We start from the raw sequence: 23,595 nt of genomic DNA, 5'->3' as shown, positions 1-23,595 counted from the left end.
TTGATTTCATTTCATTTTAACACGCTACTCTTCTACAGGTCAGTCTAAACAGAAATCGATTGGCGTTTGGCCGCTGCTTTGTAACAGACTGTTCACTTTTGAATACGGACGACTGCCCAAAAATCCGCGATGCGCGCTAAGTGGACTTGGATGGGGTGCTTCAAGTACATCGTGTTTATCCACATCAATTAAGCGTTTTTTCGTTTGCGCAGGCCTTCCCCATAATACAAAAATGATGGGCTCGTCGCGCTCAGATAATTTGCGAATCACCTCGTCCGTCAGCGTCTCCCATCCTTTATTGCGATGAGAATGCGCTTCGCCCGCTCTCACTGTCAAAACGGTGTTCATCATTAAAACGCCTTGGTCGGCCCATTTTGTTAAGGTGCCGTCTTTTGGATGGACGCAGCCGATATCTTCTTGTAATTCTTTAAATAAATTCCGTAAACTCGGTGGATGCTTTACTCCTGGTAAAACAGAAAAACTAAGCCCGTGCGCTTGGTCCGGGCCGTGATAAGGATCTTGTCCGAGAATAACGACTTTCACATCGCGATAAGCTGTATGTTCAAAAGCTGACCAAATATTTTCCATTGCTGGATAAATCGTTTGCTCCGCGTATTCTTTTTTTAGAAACTCGCGCAACTCGGTATAATACGGTTTCCCGAATTCTTCACCTAGGACGTCTTGCCAGTCGTTATGGAAAATTCGTTTTTCCAACGCTCTCACTCCTTAAATTTAACAGTTACATCGTAGTCGACTAAGCCAAACATTTCTTGAACAGAACGCACCGCATTGGTTTCTGCAGTTTGCAGTACCCCTTGACCTTCTGTTTCTTCAAGCATCATTTTCTTGGCTTCCTCAGCCAAATCAAACGCTTCAGAAATATCCGTACCACTACGGAACAAGCCTTCGTAGGAATACACTTCTACTTGGTCCATGAACAATTCCGGACCTCCTAAAAATTCCGCTGCTGGCAACGTTAATGTTGCTGTTTTCGCTTCCTCATCTACCACGATATCGCCTTCTGACACTTTGGAAAAATCAATTCCTGCACGAACCGACCCTGGAATGACAACCAATAATTGGCGTTTCGTGCCTGGCAAATCAAGTCCGATTTCTTTTCCAAATAATGCATTGTCTTCCCGTTCAATAATCACTTTTGAAAATGCTTCAGCTGTCGACAGTTCATTAAGTTCTTGAATTTGCTCTAAAAAAACGCCTTTGCTTTCAGTAGCTGTACTGCCTTGAATCATCCAAAAAGTACCGAGTGGCAATGCCACCAATAAGAGCAATAAAATCGCAATTAAGACTAGAAACGTATTACGCCATACTCCCACCAACAATTTCACGCTTTTCCAGAAGCCAGATTCTTTCGTTTCTCCTTGCTCTTTCATTTCTTCTAATAAACGTTCGATCTCTGTCAACTTTGGATCTTTCGCCATTATTTCCCCTACTTTCATATATTTTATTCGGCTCGGCTTCATGGTACGATTGCTTAAAGGAGCGATGAAGATGGCCGATTGGCGTGAAAAGATTACGAGTGTTTCAAAAACAAAAGGCACAACAGCTTCAGAAAGTGCTAAACGCGCAGGACTCGGCTGTCTCGGTCTTGTTATTGCAGTTGTTTCCATTCTAACATTACTTATTACGATTGGCCTTTTCAAAAGCGGCTTTGTTTTGATGGGCAGTTTCGCAACATTATTTTTACTTATTAGTATGGCTACTACGGTCTTACTTCTTGTGCCTCGCAAGCACAATCCGTTGTAAATGCTCGAATATTTGTTAAAATAGTGGCAAAGACAATCTCATTAGAGGAGCTAACCCAATGACACTCAAAAAAACATTAACTATCGCTGGATCCGATACTTCTGGCGGCGCAGGCATACAAGCAGACTTAAAAACGTTCCAAGAACACGGAACTTATGGCATGAACGCATTAACAGTAATTGTTACGATGGATCCTGAAAACGGTTGGAGCCACGGCATTCACCCGATTGCATTAGACACATTAGATGCCCAGTTAAAAACAGCATTCTCGACAGGCATTGATGCTTTGAAAACTGGGATGTTGCCTACTGTCGACATTATCGAAATGGCCGGCAAAGCAATTGCTGACTCTGGAATTAAAGATGTCGTTATTGATCCTGTTATGGCATGTAAAGGTGAAAATGAAGTCTTATTCCCTGAAAATGTTGATGCGATGATCAAGCATTTATTGCCAAACGCGAAAGTCGTTACGCCAAACTTAGTCGAAGCAGGTCAATTATCCGGTCAAGGCGCATTGCAAACAGTTGAAGATATGCAATCGGCTGCCGAAAAAATTCATGCTCACGGCGCTGAGTTTGTAGTTATCAAAGGCGGCAAGCAATTAAAGCACGAGAAAGCTGCTGATTTATTGTTCGATGGAGAAGAGCATTATTTGTTAACTTCAGATAAAACGGATACTACTTATAACCACGGTGCAGGCTGTACATTTGCTGCTGCGATCACTGCTAACTTAGCAAATGGTCAATCGGTTAAAGACGCTGTACTCAACGCAAAAGTTTTTGTTGCGACAGCAATTCAACACGGTTGGAAATTGAATGAATATGTCGGTCCAGTTATGCATGGCGCCGCATCGAAATTTACAAAAGCTGAAGTTGAAGTGACAAAATTATAAAATAAAAACGGTCATAGGAGGGGTTGAATTACTCTCCTGTGACCGTTTTTTATCGAAATTTGCTAGTTGGTTAATCTATTAGAGCAAGCTAATCGCATTCTCTCGCGCATTTCCTTATACTGATAGAATACCGATTTTATAGGAGGAACATCATGGAATTAGTTGAAGTGAAAAAATTACAAGTCCAACTGGATGCATTTGCAGGCAAAGATGTTTACCTTCATTTGGAAACAACAAATGGCTCTTACGCATCGCATTTTAACGAAGGTTTTTTCAACGCCGGTGCATTTATCCGCAACGTTGTGATAAATTACGAACTTGGAAAAGTTGTCGGTGACAGCCCACATCGTGTCGGACTGAAATTGCCACATGGTTGGGTATATGCGCAAGGCATCACCCATTACGAATTAGATGAACAAGGTCGACTGTTATTAGCAGGACACGATGGAACTGGAAAACTGGCGGTTGCGCTCGAAATTAGCGAAACACCGTTTAGTTATTAAAGGAGGAAAATGATAATGACAATTCAACAAGAACGTCATGTGTTGGTCGTCTTTCCTCACCCTGACGATGAAGCGTTTGGGGTTTCCGGAACGATTACCACACACATTCAACAAGGAACTCCCGTAACATATGCGTGTTTAACACTCGGCGAGATGGGCCGCAACCTTGGTAACCCGCAATTTGCTACAAGAGAATCATTACCCGCAGTTCGTAAAAAAGAACTTCTCGCTTCTGCAGAGGCGATGGGATTAACGGATCTTCGGATGATGGGATTACGTGATAAAACCATTGAATTTGAAGACGATGAAAAAATGGTTGGCATGATGACGGATTTAATCGAAGAACTAAACCCATCGAAAATCATCACGTTCTACCCTGGCTTTGCCGTTCACCCTGATCACGAGGCAACTGCTCGTGCAGTTGTTCGCGCAGTTCGTCGTATGAAAGATCGACCAACTCTTCATGGGGTGGCCTTTGCTAACGACACATTGGACAAACTCGGCAAGCCTAATGTTGTTTACAATATTAGTGAAGTACGCGAACAAAAAATGAATTCAATGAAAGCTCACATTTCTCAAACTGCTTGGATGCTTGAAGAAATGGAACATAAACTTCAGCAAGGTGACACTGAAACCGAAAACTGGCTAACACAAGAGCGTTTTTATAATTATCGCTGGGACGAAGATTTTGAAAAGTCCTTTTAAAAACACCCCTCAACTTTTTTTAAGTTGAGGGGTGTTTTTTATTGTCGTTTTCAGATAATATAAACATTGGCGATAAAGCGTTTTCACGGGGAAAAGCGCTGTATAATCAGTTATTATCGCGTGTAATCATGCATAGAGAAAAGGGGAATTAGTGATGAAAAAGTATTCAACTTCAACATGGTTATTGTTCTTGATTCCTTCTTTACTCGGAATCCTATTGTTCTTGGTTCCAATCCCAACTGAAGATGGTTGGCTGGTAACAATCGCAGTACTCGCTAACATCATGGCCGGAGCTATCGAATCCTTCGTACCGTGGATTATGATGGGCATTTTAATCGTGGCCGCACTTGGATCATTGCTCTTTAGCACGAAAAAAGTTAACGAAACCGAATATGTTTCATTTTTCGACAAGCTTTTTAACGTCAATCTCTTCTGGACGTTCGTTCGCGTTCTCGGCGCAATTTTCTCGATCATGGTCTTATTCCAAATCGGTCCAGAGCCTGTATGGAATGAAAATACCGGTGGACTTCTTTTATCTGGAAGTGGATTGCTTTCTTTCCTTTTCACCATTTTCTTTTTTGCCGGACTTTTCCTTCCACTACTCATGAACTTTGGATTACTTGAGTTTTTTGGTACGATGATGGTCAAAATTATGCGCCCACTTTTCCGTTTGCCTGGCCGTTCATCTATTGATGCTCTTGCTTCGTGGGTTGGAGATGGCACAATTGGTGTACTACTTACAAGTAAACAATACGAAGCCAATAAATACACACAACGTGAAGCAGCTATTATCGGAACGACTTTCTCCGTTGTTTCCATCACATTTGCGATTGTTGTTATTCAAGAAATTGGTCTTGGAACATACTTCCTTCCGTATTATGCAACTGTCATTTTAGCAGGCATAATCTTGGCATTAATCATGCCACGTATTTATCCTTTAACTAGCAAGCCAACTACTTTCATGGATGGTACGCCACAGGAATCTCAAACAGAAGATGTTCCAGAAGGCTATAATGTTGCGACACACGGACTTGAAAAAGCCTTATCAAAAGCTGACGACAACCGCTCACTCAGTAATTTCTTTAAAGACGGTTTTAAAAACGTTTTAGATATGTGGATAGGTGTTGCCCCAGTTGTTATGGCATTTGGTACAATTGCATTGATGTTAGCTGAGTACACACCAGTATTTTCAATACTTGGTATGCCTTTTGTTCCTTATTTGAACTTACTAGGCGTTCCGGAAGCTGCTGAAGCGGCTCAACTAATGGTCGTTGGATTTGCGGATATGTTCTTACCCGCTATTCTTGGCGCAGACATCGAGTCTGAACTGACTCGTTTCGTCGTTGCTACAATGTCTGTTACACAATTGATTTATATGTCTGAAGTTGGTGGATTATTGCTTGGATCTAAAATCCCTGTAAACATTTTAGATTTAGTTATTATCTTCATACTTCGTACAGTAATTGCGTTACCGATTGTTGTCGGTGTTGCACATTTATTGTTCTAATCTATAAAAAATGCCATCCGCAAATTGCGGATGGCATTTTTTTAATTTGATTTTGTTACACTAGTTGAAGCTTTTTTTTTAATTTTTCGAGCATATCGAAAGTCATTGCATCTAAGTCGTATGAAGTTTTAAAGCCCCATTCCGCTTTAGCAGCAGATGCATCGATACTATCTGGCCAGCTATTCGCAATTTCCTGTCTCACAGGATCAACCTCGTAAGACATTTTGAATTCCGGAATATGCTTTTGAATAGACGCTGCGATTTCTTCAGGGGTGAAACTCATTGCCGTTACGTTAAAGGCATTGCGATGAATTAATCGATCTGAATCTGCTTCCATCAAGTCAACGATGGCTTGTAACGCATCTGGCATATACATCATATCCATAGCTGTACCTTCTGCAATATAAGACGTGTAGCTGCCTTTTTCAATTGCTTGGTAATAAATATCGACTGCATAATCAGTTGTGCCACCACCTGGTTGTGCTACGTTTGAAATTAATCCTGGGAAACGAACGCCGCGTGTGTCGACACCAAATTTAGTGTGGTAATAATCACATAACAATTCCCCAGCCACTTTATTGACGCCATACATCGTTGTCGGACGCTGCAACGTATCTTGTGGCGTGTCTTTTTTAGGTGTTGAAGGACCGAACGCTCCAATAGAACTAGGCGTGAAAAATTGCATACCAAGTTTACGAGATGCTTCAAGTGCATTTACAAGACCACCCATATTTAGGTTCCAAGCAAGCAAAGGTTTTTCTTCAGCAGTTGCCGACAATAATGCGGCCATATGAATCATCGTATCAGCTTCAAAGTCTTCTGCTAAATCATGCATTCTCTGCGCGTCCGTAACATCTAAAATTTCAAAAGGTCCTGATTGATCGTCAGATTGACGAATATCCGTTGCCAATACGTTTTCGTTGCCGTATATGCTGCGCAATTTCCCGACAAGCTCCGACCCTATTTGTCCTAAAGCACCTGTAACCATAATTCGTTCCATTTTCAACACTCCTTTTCCACAAAAACATTTGTCCACTCTAAAAACACAAAAAATACGCTATAAACCTTGTTAATTTAAGCTTTAACATAAAGTCATTATAAGTTGTTCTCTTTAAAAACACAAATATTTTCTTTGGAAAAAGAACACTATTTGCTTATTCACTTTGTTAATTAGCCCGTTAATGTAGCTCTATATCAACTTCTATAAAAAAATTATATTTTTCTGTATATGCGGTTTGAGACTTAGCGAAATGCGTGCTATAATAAATCAGCTTTAGGATTCCTAGCGCTTTGCTTAGTAAACGCCATTTTTTTTATTTGTAAAACCAACTAAACAAGTAGGTAATGTAAACTATCGAATTTAGTTGATCGATTTACTTTATGGCAATAAAGGGTATAGAGCTAAAAAAGTAGAATAAAAGACAAAATACTCAAAGAAATGAGGAGATTTTCATGAAGAAATTTAATTTAACATTTTTATTAGTAGTAACAATGTTGGTGTTAGCAGCTTGTGGCGGGTCTGAAGAAACAGACACTACTAAGGATGAAGCTGGCGGATCGGATCTATTAACGACAGTACAAGAAGAAGGAACTTTAGTTATTGGGACAGAAGGTACTTACCCGCCATTTACTTTTCACGATGCCTCAGGAGAGTTAACAGGATTTGATGTGGAAATTGCACGCGAAGTCGCAGATCGTCTTGGTGTTGAAGCTGAGTTTCTTGAAACACAATGGGATGCTATGTTTGCAGGATTAGATGCCGGTCGTTTTGACATGGTAGCCAATCAGGTCGGGATTAATCCAGAGCGTCAAGAAAGCTATGAATTTTCTTCTTCTTATATCACGTCTACTGCTGTTTTAGTGGTTGCCGAAGACAATACAGACATTAAGACCTTTGAAGATTTAGAAGGCAAGCTTTCGGCACAGTCGTTAACGAGTAACTACGCGGAAACGGCTACTTCTTTTGGCGCAGAATTAGAAGGTGTTGAAGGATTTAATCAAGCGATCGAATTATTGAACTCAGGTCGTGTAGATGCGACAGTCAATGATAATTTAACGGTGCTAGATTTTATGAAACAACGTCCAGATGCAAAAGTAAAAGTAGTCGATAAATCAGAAGACGCTGCACAAAGTGGATTGCTGTTTAGAAAAGACAGTGGCGCAATTGTGGATGAGGCCAACAAAGCTTTGGCTGATATGATCGAAGACGGCACGTACGATGAAATTTCCGAAAAATGGTTTGGTGAAAATGTACTTGAATAGTATTTTTTCCGATCCGGTCAGAATGGAACGGCTTGTGGATATTGCGCAATCCTCATTTCTTCCATTGATCGAAGCTACGCTTCAATTCACTTTGCCATTATCCATCATCTCGTTTATTTTCGGATTGGCATTAGCGGTTTTGACAGCTTTGGCAAGAATTTCTACGGTTAAGATTTTCCAAATTATCGCTCGTGTTTATGTATCGATTATTCGAGGCACCCCTTTACTGGTTCAATTATTTATTCTGTTTTACGGACTGCCGACACTCGGCATTACGATTGACCCATTTCCAGCCGCTGTAATTGGATTTTCATTAAATGTCGGAGCTTATGCTTCTGAAGTTATTCGTGCAGCAATCTTGTCGATTCCTAAAGGTCAATGGGAAGCAGCTGGCACAATTGGTATGTCCTATACACAATCATTGCGACGCGTTATTTTGCCGCAAGCATCTCGTGTGTCGCTGCCTCCTTTGTCAAATACATTTATCAGTTTAGTGAAAGATACATCTCTCGCATCTCTTATTCTCGTGACTGAAATGTTCCGAGTCGCTCAGCAAATTGCCGCGACTAATTACGAGTTTTTGTTATTATACGGACAGGCAGCATTGCTTTACTGGGTCATCTGTTTTGCCTTGTCCTTGGTTCAAGGCAGGCTGGAAAATCGTTTTGACCGGTATATTTCTAGATAATAAAAGCAGTTTACTGATTGCAGTAAGGAGTCCACTATGATTTCAATAAAAAATTTGCATAAGAAGTTTGGCAAGCTTGAAGTATTAAAAGGTATTGATACGGAAGTAAAAAAAGGCCAAGCGATTGTTGTAATCGGTCCATCTGGTTCCGGAAAAACCACTTTTCTTCGGTGTCTTAATACATTAGAGACCCCTACTTCCGGTTCCGTCACGATTGATGAACAAACGGTTGATTTTTCTAAGCCGTTGTCAAAAAAGCAGATTATGGCTTTTCGTAAACAATCAGCGATGGTATTTCAACATTACAATTTATTTCCTCACATGACCGCTCTTGAAAACGTCATGGAAGGCCCTGTTACGGTACAAAAACAAGATAAAAAGTTGGCGAAACAAAAAGCCGAGCAATTGTTAACAAAAGTTGGACTTGGCGAAAAGATGAACGACTATCCGTTTCAATTAAGCGGTGGCCAACAGCAACGCGTCGGCATCGCCCGTGCTTTAGCACTTGAACCAAAAGTGATGTTATTCGATGAGCCAACTTCTGCGCTCGATCCTGAGCTCGTGGGTGAAGTGCTACAAGTTATGAAAGAACTTGCGGCTGAAGGCATGACGATGGTCGTCGTGACGCATGAAATGCGCTTTGCTAAAGGCGTAGCAGACGAAGTATTGTTTATGGACGAAGGTCGCATTATCGAACGCGGCAAACCAGAAGACATTTTCAATCACCCTAAAGAAGAACGAACACAACGCTTTTTGAGTTTGATTCAAGAGACAGAAGTTTGAGGAAAAGCGGAAGCTGCTAGTAGCAGCTTTCCGCGGGTACGGCCTCTGCTACTTCCCTCGCACTGCTCAGTCCAGTAGCTCCGGCCCGTACTGTTTCCGCAGGAGTCGAGTTCCTGCACTTCAAGCTAAAAGTGATATCGTCGACGTCTCCAATTTTTCATAAGTCTCTTCCAACTAAAAAAACTCGCATTCCTTTTTAGGAATGCGAGTTTTTTCAATTTCTATTCAATTACACATGATTTCACTGTTAGTTTGTCTAGCTGTGCTTGGTCTACTTCTATACCTAATCCTGGTTTTCCTGATAATAATACATATGGATGTTCGTAAGTTAAATCACCGATTTCTTCGCTGAATAATAGTGGCCCAGTCAATTCTGTGCTTTCGATATTGATGCGTGACATAGCCACATGATAGCCTGCTGCTGAGCCGACAGACGATTCAACCATAGAACCGATTTGGCACAGCATGCCAGCTGCTTCGGCTGTTTTTGCCATTTGGATGGCATGGAAAATGCCTGCGCATTTCATTAGTTTGATGTTGAGAACGTCAGCCGCTTGCAGACGAATAATCTCTAATAGATCTTCCATCGATTGAATGCTTTCGTCAGCCATAATCGGAACAGCTGTCTTTGAACGAATTTCTGCTAAGCCGCGAATATCTCCCATACGAATTGGCTGCTCGATCCAAGTGATGTTGGCTCTTTCAAGTTGTTTTATCGCCGCAACTGCAATACCTGGTGATTTCCATCCTTGGTTAACGTCGACGCGAATGGGCATATCTTTACCTACTGCTTCACGAACAGCTAAAATTCGATCAACATCTTCTTGCGCTTGCCCTTTTCCGACTTTAAGTTTTAATGATGAATAACCCATTTCAACGGCTTTTTTTGCTTTTTCCGCCATAACCTCAGGTGCTTCAATGCTCAGCACTTTCGGGTAATCCAAATGAGTGGTTGCTTGCCCGCCAATTAAATTATAAACAGGCTGGCCAACTGCTTTTCCCATCAAGTCGTAACAAGCAATATCAACAGCCGCTTTAGATGCTGGATTTCGGGACATTAACGCATTCATTTTCGAATGAATGGCTTCAATATCAAATGGACTCATTCCGATAATTGCCGGAAGAAATTGTTCTTTTAAAATTTCATAGGCAGAAGTGAAATACTCTCCTGTGACATGCTCATCCGGAACAGCTTCTCCGTAACCAACAAGCCCTGTATCCGTTTCCAACGCAACAATTAATGCGGGCATATCTGGATAAGTTGCATAGGAAATGATAAATGGTTCGTTGAGCGGAAATCTGACTGCATGCAATGTGGCTTTTGTGATTTTCATTTGAGTGCCTCCAATGGATTTAACTTATTGTATACTTATACTATAGTGAATTTTATGACAGATTAGTAACTTAATTTTAATTTAGGGAGTTTTGAATATGACAGTAACGAAACAGCTTGATTTATTGTATGAAGAAATGGTCGAGATGAGAAGACATTTACATATGAATCCTGAATTATCGCATCAAGAAATTGCGACGCCTGCTTTTATTGCAGACCGCTTGGAAGAAATAGGTGTTGAAGTTCGTCGCGGTGTAGGCGGACGTGGTGTTGTTGGTACGATACGTGGTGGTAAACCCGGCAAAACGATTGCGTTCCGCGCAGATTTTGATGCCTTGCCGATTGACGATCAAAAAGATGTTGCTTATAAATCTACTGTACCGGGGGTTATGCATGCCTGCGGACATGACGGGCATACTGCTGCGTTGCTTGGCTTTGCGAAAGCGATGGTCGCGATTCAAGACGACTTGCCAGGTACGATTGTACTGATTCACCAGTTCGGGGAAGAAGTATCTCCTGGCGGTGCCCAGGCGATGATTGCAGATGGCTGTTTAGATGGAGTGGATGAAGTTTATGGCGCTCATTTGCAGAGCACAATGGATATGGGGCGCGTTTATTTGCGTGACGGTTTTTTACAAGCTTCTGAAGATATCATCAAAATTGTGGTTCACGGTTCGGGAACGCATGGCGCTGAGCCACATCATGGCGTTGATCCGATTTTGGCGGCGAGCCATATTATGGTGGCACTGCAATCGATTGTCAGTCGCAATGCGGATCCGCTAAAAGAACTCGTCGTCACGATTGGTAAATTCCATGCAGGCGATGCGGATAACGTCATTTCGAGTAAAGCTGTGCTTGAAGGGACGATTCGTGTATTCGATCCTGAAATTCGCAAACTCGCGAGTCAACGGTTGCGCATAATTGTGGAGAATGTTGCAATTGCGATGGGAGCTACTGCAGAAGTCAGTATCGAAGCAGGTTATGACTCTCTTTGGAATCATCCCGCGGAAACGAATATTGTTCGTGCAGCTGCAGGGAGTGTGTTAGGTGCAGATCATGTTGTGGAAATCAACCCGGTTATGCCGGTTGAAGATTTTACGTATTATACGCAAGTAAAACCTGGTGCTTACTTTTTTGTAGGTGCAAAAATGGACAATCACGCATTGGTTTATCCACATCACCATGAAAACTTTGATTTTAATGAAAATGCTATGTTGGTGACGGCAAAAGTGTTCGCTGCGATTTACTTTAAAGCGCAAGAATCTGCTTCGGACAGTATTTCTGTTGATTTGGACAGTATTTGAGAAATTTGGACAGTATTCTACACGAATCCGACAGTATTTCACCCAATCTCGACAGTATCGCCTATATTTGGAAATAAAAACACGCCAAGCGGCATGCCGCTTGGCGTGTTTCATGTTTTATTAGTTGATGACGCCTAATTCTTTGCCGACTTTTTCGTAAGTCGCGATGGCTTCATCTAACATTTCTTTCGTGTGAGCCGCTGTTGGCATGTTGCGTACGCGGCCAGTGCCTTTTGGAACCGTTGGGAAGACGATTGATTTTGCATATACGCCCTCTTCAAATAAACGCTTCGAGAATTCTTGTGTAAGCTTCTCGTCGCCAATGATACAAGGTGTGATTGGCGTTTCTGAATGACCAATATTAAAACCTAAAGCGTCTAAACCTTTTTTCAAGTAGTCGCCGTTCTCCCATAGCTTGTCGTGTAATTCAGTTGAGTCGATAATCATTTGAACCGCTGCTGTAATAGCTGCAACGTCTCCTGGAGTTACCGCTGTTGAGAATAAGAATGGACGTGAACGAACTTTCAACCAGTCGATCAAGTTTTTCTTACCAGCTACATAACCGCCAACAACGCCGACTGCTTTAGATAAAGTTCCCATTTGCATATCGATTTCTTTTTCGAGGCCGAAATGTTTTACAGTTCCTTTTCCTTTGCCCGTTACGCCTGATCCGTGTGCATCATCCACATACGTAATCAAATCAAATTCTTTTGCGATTTCAACGATTTCTGGAAGTTTGGCAATATCCCCATCCATCGAGAAGACACCGTCTGTGATGACCATCACTTTATTGTAAAGGCCTGATTCTGTTGCTTCTTTTGCTTTCATGCGCAAATCTTCCATATCCGAGTGTTTAAATGCGATGATTTTTGCTTTCGACAAACGGCAACCATCAATAATTGAAGCATGGTTTAATTGATCTGAAAGAATCGCATCGTTTTTGTCCATTACTGCTGAAATTGCAGCCATGTTGCAGTTAAATCCTGATTGATAGGAAATTGCTGCTTCTGTTCCTTTGAATTCAGCAAGCTTTTCTTCTAATTTTACGTGTAAATCAAGTGTTCCGTTGATTGTACGAACCGCACCTGCTCCAACGCCATATTTATCAATTGCATCTTTAGCTACTTGCTTCAAGTTTTCATTTGTTGCAAGTCCTAAGTAGTTATTTGAAGAAAGGTTGATTAGGTCTTTGCCGCGCACTTTGATGATCGCGCCGTTTGGTCCTTCAACCGGGTCAATTTCATTGTAAAGACCTTGCTCTTTTAATTCTGTTAAGTTCTCATCTAAAAATGCATCTAGTTTTTTTGACAATGTCCTCTTCCTTTCAAAACGAAATTCTGTATCTATCTTAACATACGGCCATTTTTTCCAAAAGAAAAAGCGGACCGCGGTCCGCTTTTAACTTATTTCTTATCTTTGCTTGCTTTTGGATTTTTCGTTTTGTACTGTACTTCATACGTAAATTCTTTTGCTTCCCGTTGTCCAGCTTCTGCAGCATATGAAGTAATCATTTTCACATTGCCCTCGCGCAGAACTTGTTGAAGATCGAGTGCTTGTTTATCTGTCACGTTGTATGGGTCGACGTGGAAAACACGTTCTTTGCCATTTTTCTTCGTTTGAATGAATGTCGTTGTGAAGTCCACGTATTCACCTTTTAATTGGCCAAGAGATTGAAAGACATCTGTTGATGTTCCATCTGCCGAGAAATCACCTAGTTGAATATCTTTAACAAACCAGCCAGCCTCATTCGAACCCCAGTCCGTTAAGTTACGGAATGAAACTAGGACATCTTGTCCTGCATAAGCTGATAAATCAAAGGTTTCAGTTGTCCAATCCCCATTTGTGCCCGTAAATCCAGGAACGTTTTCTTTAATGGTCGGATAGCCCTCTTCAACTACATCACTGCGTGTATTTTCATTTTCAAGAGAAGTCCACGTATCTCCATTATCCGTTGATACTTGAACCATACCGTAATCCCACTGTTCTTCAATATCGTAGAAATGGTCAAATGTTAATGTTGCGTTGTCAGCAGGAACCGTTGCGCCAAAGATTAACGCTTGATCTGCTTCATCGCCATTATTGGCATGCAACACTTGTTCACCAGAACCTTTAGGGTCTGCTACTGATTTCCACTGTAAAGGAAGGAAGTCAACGCCATCAAATTCTAATCCTCGGACATCTTTGCCAAAGTTAAACTCTTTAAAGTCGCCACCCCATGCCGGAACGCCTTCTTTTTCAAATGTTTTTGCTTTTTCAAAGTCTACTGTTTTGCCTCTTACTGCTCCCTCGTTACCGACTGGCAGCTTACGTAAGTCAATGCTATCAAAATTGTAATCGCTGCTGACATTTGAATTATCTAATGTCAAAGCCGTCATGAAGTTTTGATACACTTCTGTAAACGTTTTGTTCGTAGCGTTATCTTGTAATACTTTTTCGACACTAGCAATTCCCTGACTTGTCCCGTCTGTAGCCAATTCACGGATAAATTCTTTACCGAACTTATCGTACATATAAAGCATAAACAAGTAGACTTGACCGTAGTCTGCAATCGTTTCTGGTCCTGTTGCTGCTGTTCCGTGTTCATCCCAGTTTACTAAGGAGTTTTCTGGGTGATCCAAATAAAAGTTGATAGACCCTTCTCCGTGTCCGTAACCTCCCAGATATTCAGAGAATGTGGACATCCCTTCATTTACCCAACTTTCTTCTGCACCGTCGTTATCGGCTTGGATCAAATGTTGCAATTCATGGATTGTCGTACCGTAGAATGTATTTTCTAAACGCGTATCCCATGAATTTGTATCGATTGTAACAATGTTGCGATCGATGTAGTTTTCGAGTGTTTGCCAAAAGAATCCGGCAACGAAAAATGGATAACTCGGATCATTCCAACCTTCGTCTTGCACATTATCAACTAGCATAATGACTTTGTCTGATCCTTCATAATAATCATCAGGAAGCCCTACCAGACCAGGAAGCGGTGAATTTGAACCATCTAATTGCTCTGGTGTTCCGAAAAATTCAGTGGCTGTTGGATAAATATTGCTGTCGAATTCGTCACGTAGTTTATCTACTTGTACTTGTGTAACTACGTCAGCCGGTTTCGGGTTGTCTGGTCCGTATGACAAATCATTAGCCACCCAAATTTCTACATTGTCTCCAACACTTCGAAGTGTAAAATCTTTAAAAGATAAGTTGCGATTTAAAAACTTTTTTGTACCGCCATTGTATGTAAATGTTCCATCAGCCTTGGCATCAGCGTCTCCGTTTCCTACTTCATCTGCTTGCGCTTTTATCTTTTTCTCTGCTTCTTTTTGGAAATCAGCATCTTGTGACAATTTATTTAGATTTCCGTCAATATCGATTCTTTCCCCATATCTTTCGCTGTTCCAATCATTTATTGATGGTACGGTCTCGCTTGGTGCCGCTATTGCTGCTGGTGCCATTAAAGATAACGTTAAAGCACTAGCAGATAAAATTGATACCCATTTGCTGTTCTTCATCGTATTTCCCCTCTCGAAATGTCAGAATATTATTACTATTAAAATCATAACATGAGAGCTTAACCAGAAAAATGAGAAATAAGATATATTTCGTGTCGCGAAATTACCTATAATATGTTTACATCTTTATCCATATAGTGGTCTTAAAAAGTCTAAATTTATTAAAAAAATAAAAAAACCGCCAATCATGGCGGTTTCTACTTATTTTAATGCATTTTCTAGATCTTCAATTAAATCTTCTACATCTTCAATCCCTACTGAAATTCTAACTAATCCTTCTACGATTCCTAGTTCTGCACGGCGTTCAATTGGAATGGATGCGTGCGTCATTTGTGCTGGCACAGAAATCAAACTTTCCACAGCACCTAAGCTTTCTGCCAATGTAAAGTATTTTAGTTTTGCTAGTAATTCTCCAGCTTTTTCTTTACTGCCGACATCAAATGAAATCATACCGCCAAAGCCCGTCGCTTGTTTTTGCATTAATTCGCGCCCTGGATGGCTTTCGAGCCCTGGGTAAATTACTTTCCCAACAGCGTCGTGTCCTTCCAAAAACTCAGCGATTTTTTGTGCATTTGAATTGGCTTCTTCCATGCGCAAACCTAACGTTTTCAGACCGCGTATCAATAACCAAGAATCTTGTGGTCCTAAAATAGCGCCGATTGAATTTTGCACAAAGTGAACTTCTTCAGCAAGCTCAGCTGAATTAACAACAACCAGTCCCGCCACAACATCACTATGTCCACCGATATATTTCGTTGCGCTATGTAACACGATGTCTGCGCCTAATTTAATTGGGTTTTGCAAATAAGGCGTCATAAATGTGTTGTCTACAATCGTCAACAAGTTTTTCGATTTTGCGAAAGCTGCAACGGCTTCGATATCTGTTATTTTCAACAATGGGTTGGTCGGCGTTTCAATGAAAATTGCTTTTGTGTTTTCTTTCACAGCGGCCTCTACTTCCGCTAGGTTTCCAGTATCCACAAAGGTAAATTCCAATCCGAAACGGTTTAATACTTTATTGATCACACGATAAGTTCCACCGTACACATCATCTGTGAGAACGATATGGTCCCCTGCTGAAAACAACATCATAACCGATGAAATAGCTGCCATCCCTGAGCCGAATGCAAATCCAGCATGACCGAATTCGACATCTGCAATCAATTCTTCCAGTGCATGACGAGTTGGGTTTCCGGTACGTGAATATTCGTAGCCTTTAAATTTTCCAACCGCTTCTTGCTTGTATGTGCTGACTTGATAAATTGGTGTGGATACGGCACCTGTTGCTTCGTCTCCGAAAATACCACCGTGTATTAATCTTGTTTTTGGTTTCATTGTTGTTCCTCCTCAAAACTTCTATCGTAAATTTGTTGACTCATATAGCGTTCACTTGAATCTGCAAACACCGTAACAATATGACTTCCGGGTTTAGCCGTCTCGGCTTCGCGTAACGCCGCTATAAATGCCGCTCCCGATGAACTTCCGACTAATAAGCCTTCTGTCTTGGCTAGTTCTCGAACAGCCATAAACGCTTCTTTATCGGTGATTGTGTGGATCGCTCCAAAATAGCTTTTATCCATGTAATCTGGCAAAAATTCCATGCCGATGCCTTCGGTTAAATGAGGTCCTGATGGTCCGCCGTTTAATATCGAGCCTTCCGGTTCCACAATGACCGTTTTAACAGCTTGCTTTTTGGATTTTAAATAACGAGCAGTCCCCATGAAAGTTCCACCCGAGCCTGCTCCTGCAACGAAAACGTCGATTTCTCCATCCAACGCATTCCATAATTCAGGTCCAAGCGTTCGGACATACGTATCCGGATTGGCCGGGTTGGAAAATTGAGAAGGCGAAAATGCATTTTGTTCTTTAACCAATTGCTCGGCTTTTTTGATGGCACCTTTAATGCCTTCTTCCGTCGGTGTGTTAATGACTTCCGCACCTAATGCACGCATCAAACCTTGTTTTTCTTGGCTGAACTTTTCTGGTACGACAAATTTTACGTGATAGCCTTTGCCGATTGCAGCAACTGCCAAACCAATACCGGTATTGCCAGCAGTTGGTTCAATTATTGTGCCACCTGGTTTGAGAACACCCCGTTTTTCAGCATCTTCAATAAGCGAAACGCCTAATCGGTCTTTGACGCTTCCGCCTGGATTGAAATATTCAAGCTTAGCAAAAATGCGGCAGCCGTTTGGGATTTTACTATGCGTTAATTCTATTAATGGTGTATCACCGATCAATTGCTGAATGTTCGTTACGTAATTCATCGATATTCTCCTTAGTTCGCTGTTTCAGCGAATACTTGAGTCCATTGATCTTTTTTCGCTAGCATTTCACGCGCCAATTCTTTTGCGCCTTCTAAACTATGGCTTGCAGCCCAACCACATTGAACTTCATTGCACGCCGGTACTTCGTCTGCTTCTAAGACATCTTTTAATGTATTTTCTAAAATGCTAAGAATTTCATCGTAATTATCCAAATTAATAACAGACAAATAAAATCCCGTTTGGCAACCCATCGGCCCGATATCGACGATGTCATCAGAATGATTACGGCTATGTTCAGCCATCATATGCTCTAGAGAATGTAACCCAGGCATGTCCATATGCTCTTTGTTTGGCTGTTTGAAACGGATGTCGTATTTTCGTATCGTATCGCCTTTAGCTCCTGTTTTTTCTCCTGCTAAACGGACATACGGTGCCACTACTTTTGTGTGATCTAAGTTAAAGCTTTCAACATTCATTTTTTTCATCTCTATCGCTCCTTATATTTTAGTTGCTTCTATCAAAAAGACGTAGTTGTTCATCTTCGACAACTTTACGATAAACCCTGCTTTTGTAATTAACTCTTTTAATTTCGGAACCGTCGTATAGTATTCACGGTTCAAGTCTTCTACTAAATTGATATGACCTCTTGCTTGTTCAAAAGCAATCATTTCTTTCTTACTTTGTTCTGAATTAAACACGGTATCTGCAAAAATCACTTTACCACCAGTTGACAGTTTTTCGGCATAAATCTGAAACGCCTGGGCTTTTTCAACATCTGTTAAATGATGAAATGCATATGAACTTACAAAACTTTGCGGGAAAATCGATGTTTCAAATTCTAAAAAATCGCCGTCTACCACTGTTAAATTCGGCATTTTTTGAGCGGTCACTTCCCGCATCGCTTGATTTGGTTCGACTCCGACTACCTCTAGATTTCGCTCAAGTAATTTTTTCGTCAAATTGCCCGTACCAACGCCAAATTCTATGACAGGTCCAATAGCTGCCTCGGCAACTGCCTGTAAGATTTCGTTATATTTTAAGAAGACATCTTTATACTCTTCGTCATTTCCATTTACTGATTCATCATAAGTATGTACCCATTCATCAAATATCTCTACAAATTCACGTCCCATAAAAATGCCTCCTTAGGGTTTTATACAAAACCAATAGACTTACTAGGTTTTATTAAATCATATTGCTTTGAAGGTTTCAAGTATTGTGGAACAAGTCGTTTACTCTTTTTCCACGAAAAAAAGCCTGGCTCATATGCCTGGCTTTGATTTTAAACTTTAAGAACGTGCGACTGATTTTCTTTATCGCCGATTAATATTACGAGCAGTTTTTCAAACTGAGGCAACGATTGCTGGACGATTCGGCCAGTCAATAATGCAACGGCAATCGTACCAATGCCAACAGGACCTCCGAGCAACCAACCAAGCAGGGCCACGCCTACTTCAATCCCTGCACGAACGACACTTATACTCAGACCAGTTTTATGAACGAGCAACATCATCAAACTATCTCGCGGACCCGCACCGATTTTGGGTGATACATAAAGACCAACGCCATAACCTGAAATGACAATACCCGCCGACAAAATTATTATTTGTCCAACTAGCGTATGAATATCTGGAATTAAAAAATTAAAAATATCGATAAAGATACCCACTAACACCATGTTCAAAAAAGTACCGATTTGTGGAACTTGTCGTGTGAAGAAAGCTGTGATCGCAATGATTGTGAATCCAGCAATCACCGACCAGGTACCAATCGTCAGTCCGAAATTCAAGTACAAACCAACATGTAAAACATCCCATGGACCGATGCCTAGTTTGCTACCTTTGATGGTCATCGTAAACCCAAGAGCGAGAACGATCAATCCAACAATAAAAAACAACCAGCGATAAAATAACGAACGCTTCATCCAAATCCTTCTTTCTATATGTTGATATGAAAAATCCATCCATTCACAAAGAATGGATGGAGGCATTATTGAATTGATGCGGTCAACTCAGCAAAATGGCCTTTTGTTACAGACACAAGTTCGGTTGGAGCAAGTTTTATTTGCATCCCGATTTTACCGGCAGAAACGATCAGTTCAGACAATTTCTCGGCTTCTGCAGAAACAAACGTTGGAAATGATTTTTTCATTCCGACAGGTGAACAGCCGCCTCGGACATAACCTGTTAAGGACAAAATATCTTTCACAGGAATCATCTCGATTTTCTTTTCACTGGCAGCTTTCGCTGCTTTTTTTAAGTCTAATTCTTGTGCTACGGGAATAACAAAGACATAGGCTTGTTTTGATGCACCTGATGCGACAAGAGTTTTGTAGACAAGTTCTGGAGGATAGCCGATTTTGCCAGCTACAGACACTCCATCCACTTTGCCGTCTTCCACTGTGTAGTGAAGCAATTCATAAAGAATTTCTTCTTTATCAAGCATCCGAGCAGCGTTCGTTTTTGCGATTTTCTTTGCCATGACATCTTCCCCTTGCGTTGAAAAGATTCGTTAATCACAGCATACCATTATCTGTAAGGGGATTCTATTCGCTTTGCCCTAATAATTTTTTTAGCGCTTCAGCCATTGCTGTATTTTGAGGTGCCTCGTCTTGTTGATTCAAGTATTTATTGACGTCTTTTTTATTGGCTTTTGATTGGCCTGATTTTTTGCGTTTTTCAAATGCCGATAATTTTTCGCGATGACCGCATTTACAAACGAAAATTTTGCCGTCTCCTTCGCCTTGTAGTTCCAATTTTTTATGGCAATTCGGACAGCGTGCATTGGTTTGCATCGCCACTTGTTTTTTATAGCCGCATTCGCGGTCTTGGCAAACATTCATCTTGCCGCGTTTACCGTTGACTTCAAGAAGCGGTTTCCCACAATCCGGGCACATTTTGCCGGAAATGTTATCGTGCTTGAATTTCTTATCGCTTTTTTTAATATCCGAAACCGACTTTTCAGCGAACGCGATCATTTCTGTAATAAACTGCTCTTTTTTCAATTGGCCTTTGGCAATTTTCGTTAATTGCTGCTCCCAATCGGCAGTAAGTTTCGGTGATTTCAAATCTTCTGGAACTAATTCAAGCAATTGACGACCTTTTGACGTAATCGTTAAATCTTTGCCTTTTTTCTCAATTAAGAACGTATTGAATAATTTATCGATCACGTCAGCTCGTGTTGCTACTGTACCAAGTCCGCCTGCTTCACCTAATGTTTGAATCACTTCTTTTGTTTCGCCGCTCATAAACTGCGCTGGATTTTCCATAGCCCCAAGTAGCGTTCCTTCATTGAAAAAAGCGGGCGGTTTGGTTTTGCCATCTGTTAACGCAATGCCTTTAAGCGTCAATTTTTGATCTTTTTCAAACGCTGGTAACGTCGTGTCGTTGCTATCGTCTTCGTCTTTGTAAATGCGTTTCCAGCCTTCATTGCGAACGGTATTGCCTTTAGCTTGGAACGTTTCTCCACCAGCCGTTAACTTGACCGTTGTTTGATCAAATTCGTATTGTGGATAAAATACAGCGAGGAAACGTTTGACGATCATGTCGTATAATTTATGCTCTTTGTCTGATAAATCGTGTAATGGTGGCGTTTCTTCCGTCGGGATAATGGCATGGTGATCGGAAACTTTGGCATCATCGATCACGCCTTTTTGCGGTGCCACTGGATTTTTCAATATCATTGAAGCTGCGCTGCGGTATGGTCCCATTTGTACCGCTTTGATGCGGTCTTTCAGTGTATCGCGCATATCGCTCGTTAAATGCTTCGAGTCAGTCCGCGGATACGTTACGATTTTATAACGCTCGTACAAATTTTGCAGCGTGTTCAGCGTCTCTTTCGCTGACCAGCTATAGCGTTTATACGCTTCTTTTTGCAATTCCGTTAAGTCGAATAAAGGCGGTGCGGGCTGACGTTTCGGCGTAATTTTAATATCCGTTACGGTGCCTTCATGCGTGTTTTCGAGTTTATTGAATAGATTATCGATTTTTTCTTTATCAAACGATTGGGTCGAGTTGCCATCTGTCCATGTAAATGTTGCTTGGTCGGTAATGGCTTGCATGCCGTAATAAGGCTTCGGCTGGAAATTGCGAATTTGTTTTTCCCGTTCGGCAATCATGGCGAGCGTCGGCGTTTGCACGCGACCTGTTGATAATTGCGCGTTGTATTTAACCGTTAGGGCACGTGTTGCGTTAATACCGACAACCCAATCCGCTTCTGCGCGCGCTACAGCTGCTGCATATAGATTTTCATAAGCGCGACCGTCTTTTAAGTTATTGAACCCGTCTTTGATGGCTTTGTCGGTAACTGACGAAATCCACAACCGTTTTACCGGTTTACGTGTATTGGTTTTCTCTAAAATCCAACGTGCGACAAGCTCGCCTTCGCGGCCAGCATCTGTTGCGATGATAACTTCTTTGACATCACCGCGCTGTAATTGAGATTTTACCGCATTAAATTGTTTCATCGATTGTTTGATTGGCACTAATTTGAATGGCTTTGGAATGATTGGTAACGTGTCCATTTTCCATTCTTTAAAGTCATTATTGTATTGCTCCGGCTGCGCATGCGTCACTAAATGGCCGAGTGCCCATGTGACGATATACTGTTTGCCTTCTAAATAGCCGTTGCCTTTTTGTTCGCACCCTAAAACACGTGCAATGTCACGCGCAACAGATGGCTTTTCTGCTAAAACGATTGATTTCATTTATATTCACCCTCATTTCTACTGTGATTATTGTAACATTTTCTGCTTGGACTGGCTTTTGAGAGAGGTTTTGGGCGTTGGACAGTATTTTGGTGATTTGGACAGTATTTGATGGAATTCGGACAGTATTCTAACCAATTCCGACAGTATTTCACCCATTCCCGACAGTACTTCCATTAACTTCAAATTCCTCTTGCACAGCACGCAAATTCTAGCTATATTTAAAGTAATTTCACATAAAGGAGAGGATCGATTGATCATTAAAACACGCACGAAACCTTCTGAAATTTTCCAGCTGGAAAGTTTGCTTCAACGAATGCCCACCGTCCACCCCCAATATCCCCACTGGACTGAAAAGCTCCGTCGCATCACCGCCGGATATCACGGCGAATTGCGCGTAGACTCCTTTTGGCACGAAATCGACCTCTCGTTACCGCATTATTTCATCCATGACTTATTCATCCAAAAAGAGAAGTCTTCCCATCAAATTGATAGTGTTCTTGTGACTAGTCGATTTGTATTGGCTTTGGAAATCAAAAGCATTTCCGGCTTACTCAATTTCGATCCTACTTTGAGGCAATTTTCCAGAACCAATAAAGACGGCAGCATTGATGGCATGAACAATCCAGACGATCAATTGCGCCGCCACGAAAAATGGCTGGAACAATTTTTACTCAAGCAACGCATCCAGCTGCCTGTTGTCGGCGCCATCATTTTTACGTACCCATCGTCTGTGATTCAATCTCGCGCAGGAAGTCGCATCATGATTCAGTCATCTGGACTACCACACCTCATGGAACAATTATTGATTCTTCACCCGCACGATGTATTATCTCAGAGAAAAACAGAGTCACTGGCCCAAAACTTACTTGCGCTTCATTCAATAAAACCATTTGCGTCACTTGGACTTACGGATTCATTTCCACCTGGCGTCTTATGCCCCAATTGTCCAAATTTCTTGCTCCATTATCGTGGTGGGAAATGGCGTTGCAATGCTTGCCAGCACTTTGATCCTCTCGCGCATCTTGATGCGCTGAGGCAATATCGCACTTTGGTCAAAACGACTATCAGCAGCAGAGAATTTCGCGACTTTACAGGAATTATGTCTCCCTCAATCGCTTCAAAGCTATTAGCGAGCTCGAAAATGGCATATCACGGCAGTTTTAAAGATCGGCAGTATGTGATTCCGGAGGCGTTTTAGCGCTCCGACAGTATTTTCGTGATTTGGACAGTATTTGATTGAATTCGGACAGTATTTCACCCGATTCCGACAGTATTTCGTCTCATCTCGACAGTAAGCCCTATTAATGGAATAAAACCTAAATCCATTTCAAATAAAATCCAAAAAGAAGAAACCTCCCGCATCCGGGAGGTTTCTTCTT

23 protein-coding genes are annotated in these 23,595 nt (G+C 41.5%); 10 read left to right on the top strand and 13 right to left on the bottom strand.

The window, feature by feature from the left end; genetic code table 11:
- Positions 1-39: 39 nt before the first annotated feature.
- Both MLE13_RS07475 and MLE13_RS07470 read right to left on the bottom strand, forming a co-directional pair.
- Complete coding sequence (locus tag MLE13_RS07475) at positions 40-714, bottom strand: uracil-DNA glycosylase (RefSeq protein ID WP_240749090.1); 675 nt, start codon at positions 712-714, stop codon at positions 40-42.
- A gap of 5 nt (positions 715-719) precedes the next feature.
- Entirely contained in the window at positions 720-1,439 is a 720-nt protein-coding gene (locus tag MLE13_RS07470; RefSeq protein WP_240749089.1) for a DUF4230 domain-containing protein, read from the bottom strand.
- Positions 1,440-1,509: 70 nt separating this feature from the next.
- Here MLE13_RS07470 and MLE13_RS07465 point away from each other — a divergent pair, with 70 nt between their 5' ends.
- From MLE13_RS07465 to MLE13_RS07445, 5 genes are all read left to right on the top strand, one after another.
- Positions 1,510-1,764, top strand: a complete 255-nt coding sequence (locus MLE13_RS07465; RefSeq protein WP_240749088.1) for a hypothetical protein — start codon at positions 1,510-1,512, stop codon at positions 1,762-1,764.
- A 58-nt stretch (positions 1,765-1,822) separates the two neighbouring features.
- Positions 1,823-2,656: a bifunctional hydroxymethylpyrimidine kinase/phosphomethylpyrimidine kinase gene (thiD, locus tag MLE13_RS07460; protein ID WP_240749087.1), complete on the top strand. Its 834-nt coding sequence runs from the start codon at positions 1,823-1,825 to the stop codon at positions 2,654-2,656.
- Positions 2,657-2,808: 152 nt separating this feature from the next.
- A complete protein-coding gene (locus tag MLE13_RS07455; RefSeq protein ID WP_240749086.1) occupies positions 2,809-3,159 on the top strand; it encodes a YojF family protein in 351 nt (116 codons plus the stop codon).
- A 15-nt stretch (positions 3,160-3,174) separates the two neighbouring features.
- Positions 3,175-3,864 (top strand): bacillithiol biosynthesis deacetylase BshB2, encoded by a 690-nt coding sequence (gene bshB2, locus MLE13_RS07450; protein WP_240749085.1) that lies wholly within the window; start codon positions 3,175-3,177, stop codon positions 3,862-3,864.
- Between the two features lie 154 nt (positions 3,865-4,018).
- Positions 4,019-5,371 carry a YjiH family protein gene (locus tag MLE13_RS07445; RefSeq protein ID WP_240749082.1) on the top strand — a complete coding sequence of 451 codons (1,353 nt, stop codon included), beginning with the start codon at positions 4,019-4,021 and terminating at the stop codon, positions 5,369-5,371.
- 55 nt (positions 5,372-5,426) lie between these two features.
- On the opposite strand, the gene MLE13_RS07440 is transcribed toward MLE13_RS07445, so the two are convergent.
- Positions 5,427-6,371: an L-threonine 3-dehydrogenase gene (locus tag MLE13_RS07440; protein ID WP_240749080.1), complete on the bottom strand. Its 945-nt coding sequence runs from the start codon at positions 6,369-6,371 to the stop codon at positions 5,427-5,429.
- Positions 6,372-6,823: 452 nt separating this feature from the next.
- Between MLE13_RS07440 and MLE13_RS07435 the strand changes: the two genes are divergently transcribed.
- The 3 genes from MLE13_RS07435 to MLE13_RS07425 are packed head-to-tail and all read left to right on the top strand — an operon-like array spanning position 6,824 to position 9,104.
- Positions 6,824-7,633: an amino acid ABC transporter substrate-binding protein gene (locus MLE13_RS07435; protein ID WP_240749078.1), complete on the top strand. Its 810-nt coding sequence runs from the start codon at positions 6,824-6,826 to the stop codon at positions 7,631-7,633.
- Positions 7,620-8,321, top strand: a complete 702-nt coding sequence (locus MLE13_RS07430) for an amino acid ABC transporter permease (protein ID WP_065528570.1) — start codon at positions 7,620-7,622, stop codon at positions 8,319-8,321. Before MLE13_RS07435 ends, MLE13_RS07430 begins: the two co-directional genes overlap by 14 nt.
- Positions 8,322-8,357: 36 nt before the next feature.
- Complete coding sequence (locus MLE13_RS07425) at positions 8,358-9,104, top strand: amino acid ABC transporter ATP-binding protein (RefSeq protein WP_240749076.1); 747 nt, start codon at positions 8,358-8,360, stop codon at positions 9,102-9,104.
- Positions 9,105-9,325: 221 nt separating this feature from the next.
- Here the strand turns inward: MLE13_RS07425 and MLE13_RS07420 are convergent, their stop codons facing one another.
- Positions 9,326-10,438 (bottom strand): mandelate racemase/muconate lactonizing enzyme family protein, encoded by a 1,113-nt coding sequence (locus MLE13_RS07420; protein ID WP_240749074.1) that lies wholly within the window; start codon positions 10,436-10,438, stop codon positions 9,326-9,328.
- A 97-nt stretch (positions 10,439-10,535) separates the two neighbouring features.
- On the opposite strand from MLE13_RS07420, the gene MLE13_RS07415 reads away from it, so the two are divergent.
- On the top strand, positions 10,536-11,741 hold the full coding sequence (locus MLE13_RS07415) for a M20 metallopeptidase family protein (RefSeq protein ID WP_240749072.1): 1,206 nt from the start codon (positions 10,536-10,538) through the stop codon (positions 11,739-11,741).
- A 120-nt stretch (positions 11,742-11,861) separates the two neighbouring features.
- Here the strand turns inward: MLE13_RS07415 and MLE13_RS07410 are convergent, their stop codons facing one another.
- The 9 genes from MLE13_RS07410 to MLE13_RS07370 all read right to left on the bottom strand — a co-directional run bounded on the left by MLE13_RS07410 (position 11,862) and on the right by MLE13_RS07370 (position 22,213).
- Positions 11,862-13,052: a glycine C-acetyltransferase gene (locus tag MLE13_RS07410; protein WP_240749069.1), complete on the bottom strand. Its 1,191-nt coding sequence runs from the start codon at positions 13,050-13,052 to the stop codon at positions 11,862-11,864.
- Between the two features lie 92 nt (positions 13,053-13,144).
- Entirely contained in the window at positions 13,145-15,241 is a 2,097-nt protein-coding gene (locus MLE13_RS07405) for an immune inhibitor A domain-containing protein (RefSeq protein WP_240749067.1), read from the bottom strand.
- 201 nt (positions 15,242-15,442) lie between these two features.
- Entirely contained in the window at positions 15,443-16,576 is a 1,134-nt protein-coding gene (locus MLE13_RS07400) for a bifunctional cystathionine gamma-lyase/homocysteine desulfhydrase (protein ID WP_240749065.1), read from the bottom strand.
- On the bottom strand, positions 16,573-17,508 hold the full coding sequence (locus MLE13_RS07395) for a PLP-dependent cysteine synthase family protein (RefSeq protein WP_240749063.1): 936 nt from the start codon (positions 17,506-17,508) through the stop codon (positions 16,573-16,575). The genes MLE13_RS07400 and MLE13_RS07395 overlap by 4 nt, the downstream gene beginning before the upstream one ends.
- An 11-nt stretch (positions 17,509-17,519) precedes the next feature.
- Positions 17,520-17,993, bottom strand: coding sequence for an S-ribosylhomocysteine lyase (locus tag MLE13_RS07390; protein ID WP_240749061.1), 474 nt, complete (start codon positions 17,991-17,993; stop codon positions 17,520-17,522).
- 12 nt (positions 17,994-18,005) lie between these two features.
- Positions 18,006-18,641, bottom strand: a complete 636-nt coding sequence (locus tag MLE13_RS07385; protein WP_240749059.1) for a class I SAM-dependent DNA methyltransferase — start codon at positions 18,639-18,641, stop codon at positions 18,006-18,008.
- A 149-nt stretch (positions 18,642-18,790) separates the two neighbouring features.
- The gene (locus MLE13_RS07380) at positions 18,791-19,432 is read right to left on the bottom strand and encodes a YczE/YyaS/YitT family protein (protein WP_240749057.1); all 642 of its coding nucleotides are present in this window, start codon (positions 19,430-19,432) and stop codon (positions 18,791-18,793) included.
- Between the two features lie 65 nt (positions 19,433-19,497).
- On the bottom strand, positions 19,498-19,989 hold the full coding sequence (ybaK, locus tag MLE13_RS07375; protein ID WP_240749055.1) for a Cys-tRNA(Pro) deacylase: 492 nt from the start codon (positions 19,987-19,989) through the stop codon (positions 19,498-19,500).
- A gap of 64 nt (positions 19,990-20,053) precedes the next feature.
- Positions 20,054-22,213, bottom strand: a complete 2,160-nt coding sequence (locus MLE13_RS07370; RefSeq protein WP_240749053.1) for a DNA topoisomerase III — start codon at positions 22,211-22,213, stop codon at positions 20,054-20,056.
- A 253-nt stretch (positions 22,214-22,466) separates the two neighbouring features.
- On the opposite strand from MLE13_RS07370, the gene MLE13_RS07365 reads away from it, so the two are divergent.
- The gene (locus tag MLE13_RS07365; protein WP_240749051.1) at positions 22,467-23,414 is read left to right on the top strand and encodes a nuclease-related domain-containing protein; all 948 of its coding nucleotides are present in this window, start codon (positions 22,467-22,469) and stop codon (positions 23,412-23,414) included.
- The last annotated feature ends 181 nt before the right edge of the window (positions 23,415-23,595 follow it).

Origin of the sequence: Planococcus halocryophilus (assembly GCF_022489025.1) — a bacterium.
GTDB lineage: Bacteria > Bacillota > Bacilli > Bacillales_A > Planococcaceae > Planococcus > Planococcus halocryophilus_A.
This window is presented reverse-complemented; position numbering and strand designations above follow the sequence as displayed.

Excerpts from the sequence above, each read along its gene's own strand:
- MLE13_RS07370 (WP_240749053.1), bottom strand. The coding sequence starts at position 22,213 with ATGAAATCAATCGTTTTAGCAGAAAAGCCATCTGTTGCGCGTGACATT.
- MLE13_RS07420 (WP_240749074.1), bottom strand. The coding sequence starts at position 10,438 with ATGAAAATCACAAAAGCCACATTGCATGCAGTCAGATTTCCGCTCAAC.
- MLE13_RS07380 (WP_240749057.1), bottom strand. The coding sequence starts at position 19,432 with ATGAAGCGTTCGTTATTTTATCGCTGGTTGTTTTTTATTGTTGGATTG.
- MLE13_RS07385 (WP_240749059.1), bottom strand. The coding sequence starts at position 18,641 with ATGGGACGTGAATTTGTAGAGATATTTGATGAATGGGTACATACTTAT.
- MLE13_RS07425 (WP_240749076.1), top strand. The coding sequence starts at position 8,358 with ATGATTTCAATAAAAAATTTGCATAAGAAGTTTGGCAAGCTTGAAGTA.
- MLE13_RS07395 (WP_240749063.1), bottom strand. The coding sequence starts at position 17,508 with ATGAATTACGTAACGAACATTCAGCAATTGATCGGTGATACACCATTA.
- MLE13_RS07390 (WP_240749061.1), bottom strand. The coding sequence starts at position 17,993 with ATGAAAAAAATGAATGTTGAAAGCTTTAACTTAGATCACACAAAAGTA.
- MLE13_RS07400 (WP_240749065.1), bottom strand. The coding sequence starts at position 16,576 with ATGAAACCAAAAACAAGATTAATACACGGTGGTATTTTCGGAGACGAA.
- MLE13_RS07470 (WP_240749089.1), bottom strand. The coding sequence starts at position 1,439 with ATGGCGAAAGATCCAAAGTTGACAGAGATCGAACGTTTATTAGAAGAA.
- MLE13_RS07465 (WP_240749088.1), top strand. The coding sequence starts at position 1,510 with ATGGCCGATTGGCGTGAAAAGATTACGAGTGTTTCAAAAACAAAAGGC.
- MLE13_RS07405 (WP_240749067.1), bottom strand. The coding sequence starts at position 15,241 with ATGAAGAACAGCAAATGGGTATCAATTTTATCTGCTAGTGCTTTAACG.
- thiD (WP_240749087.1), top strand. The coding sequence starts at position 1,823 with ATGACACTCAAAAAAACATTAACTATCGCTGGATCCGATACTTCTGGC.
- ybaK (WP_240749055.1), bottom strand. The coding sequence starts at position 19,989 with ATGGCAAAGAAAATCGCAAAAACGAACGCTGCTCGGATGCTTGATAAA.
- MLE13_RS07430 (WP_065528570.1), top strand. The coding sequence starts at position 7,620 with ATGTACTTGAATAGTATTTTTTCCGATCCGGTCAGAATGGAACGGCTT.
- MLE13_RS07415 (WP_240749072.1), top strand. The coding sequence starts at position 10,536 with ATGACAGTAACGAAACAGCTTGATTTATTGTATGAAGAAATGGTCGAG.
- MLE13_RS07435 (WP_240749078.1), top strand. The coding sequence starts at position 6,824 with ATGAAGAAATTTAATTTAACATTTTTATTAGTAGTAACAATGTTGGTG.
- MLE13_RS07440 (WP_240749080.1), bottom strand. The coding sequence starts at position 6,371 with ATGGAACGAATTATGGTTACAGGTGCTTTAGGACAAATAGGGTCGGAG.
- MLE13_RS07455 (WP_240749086.1), top strand. The coding sequence starts at position 2,809 with ATGGAATTAGTTGAAGTGAAAAAATTACAAGTCCAACTGGATGCATTT.
- MLE13_RS07445 (WP_240749082.1), top strand. The coding sequence starts at position 4,019 with ATGAAAAAGTATTCAACTTCAACATGGTTATTGTTCTTGATTCCTTCT.
- bshB2 (WP_240749085.1), top strand. The coding sequence starts at position 3,175 with ATGACAATTCAACAAGAACGTCATGTGTTGGTCGTCTTTCCTCACCCT.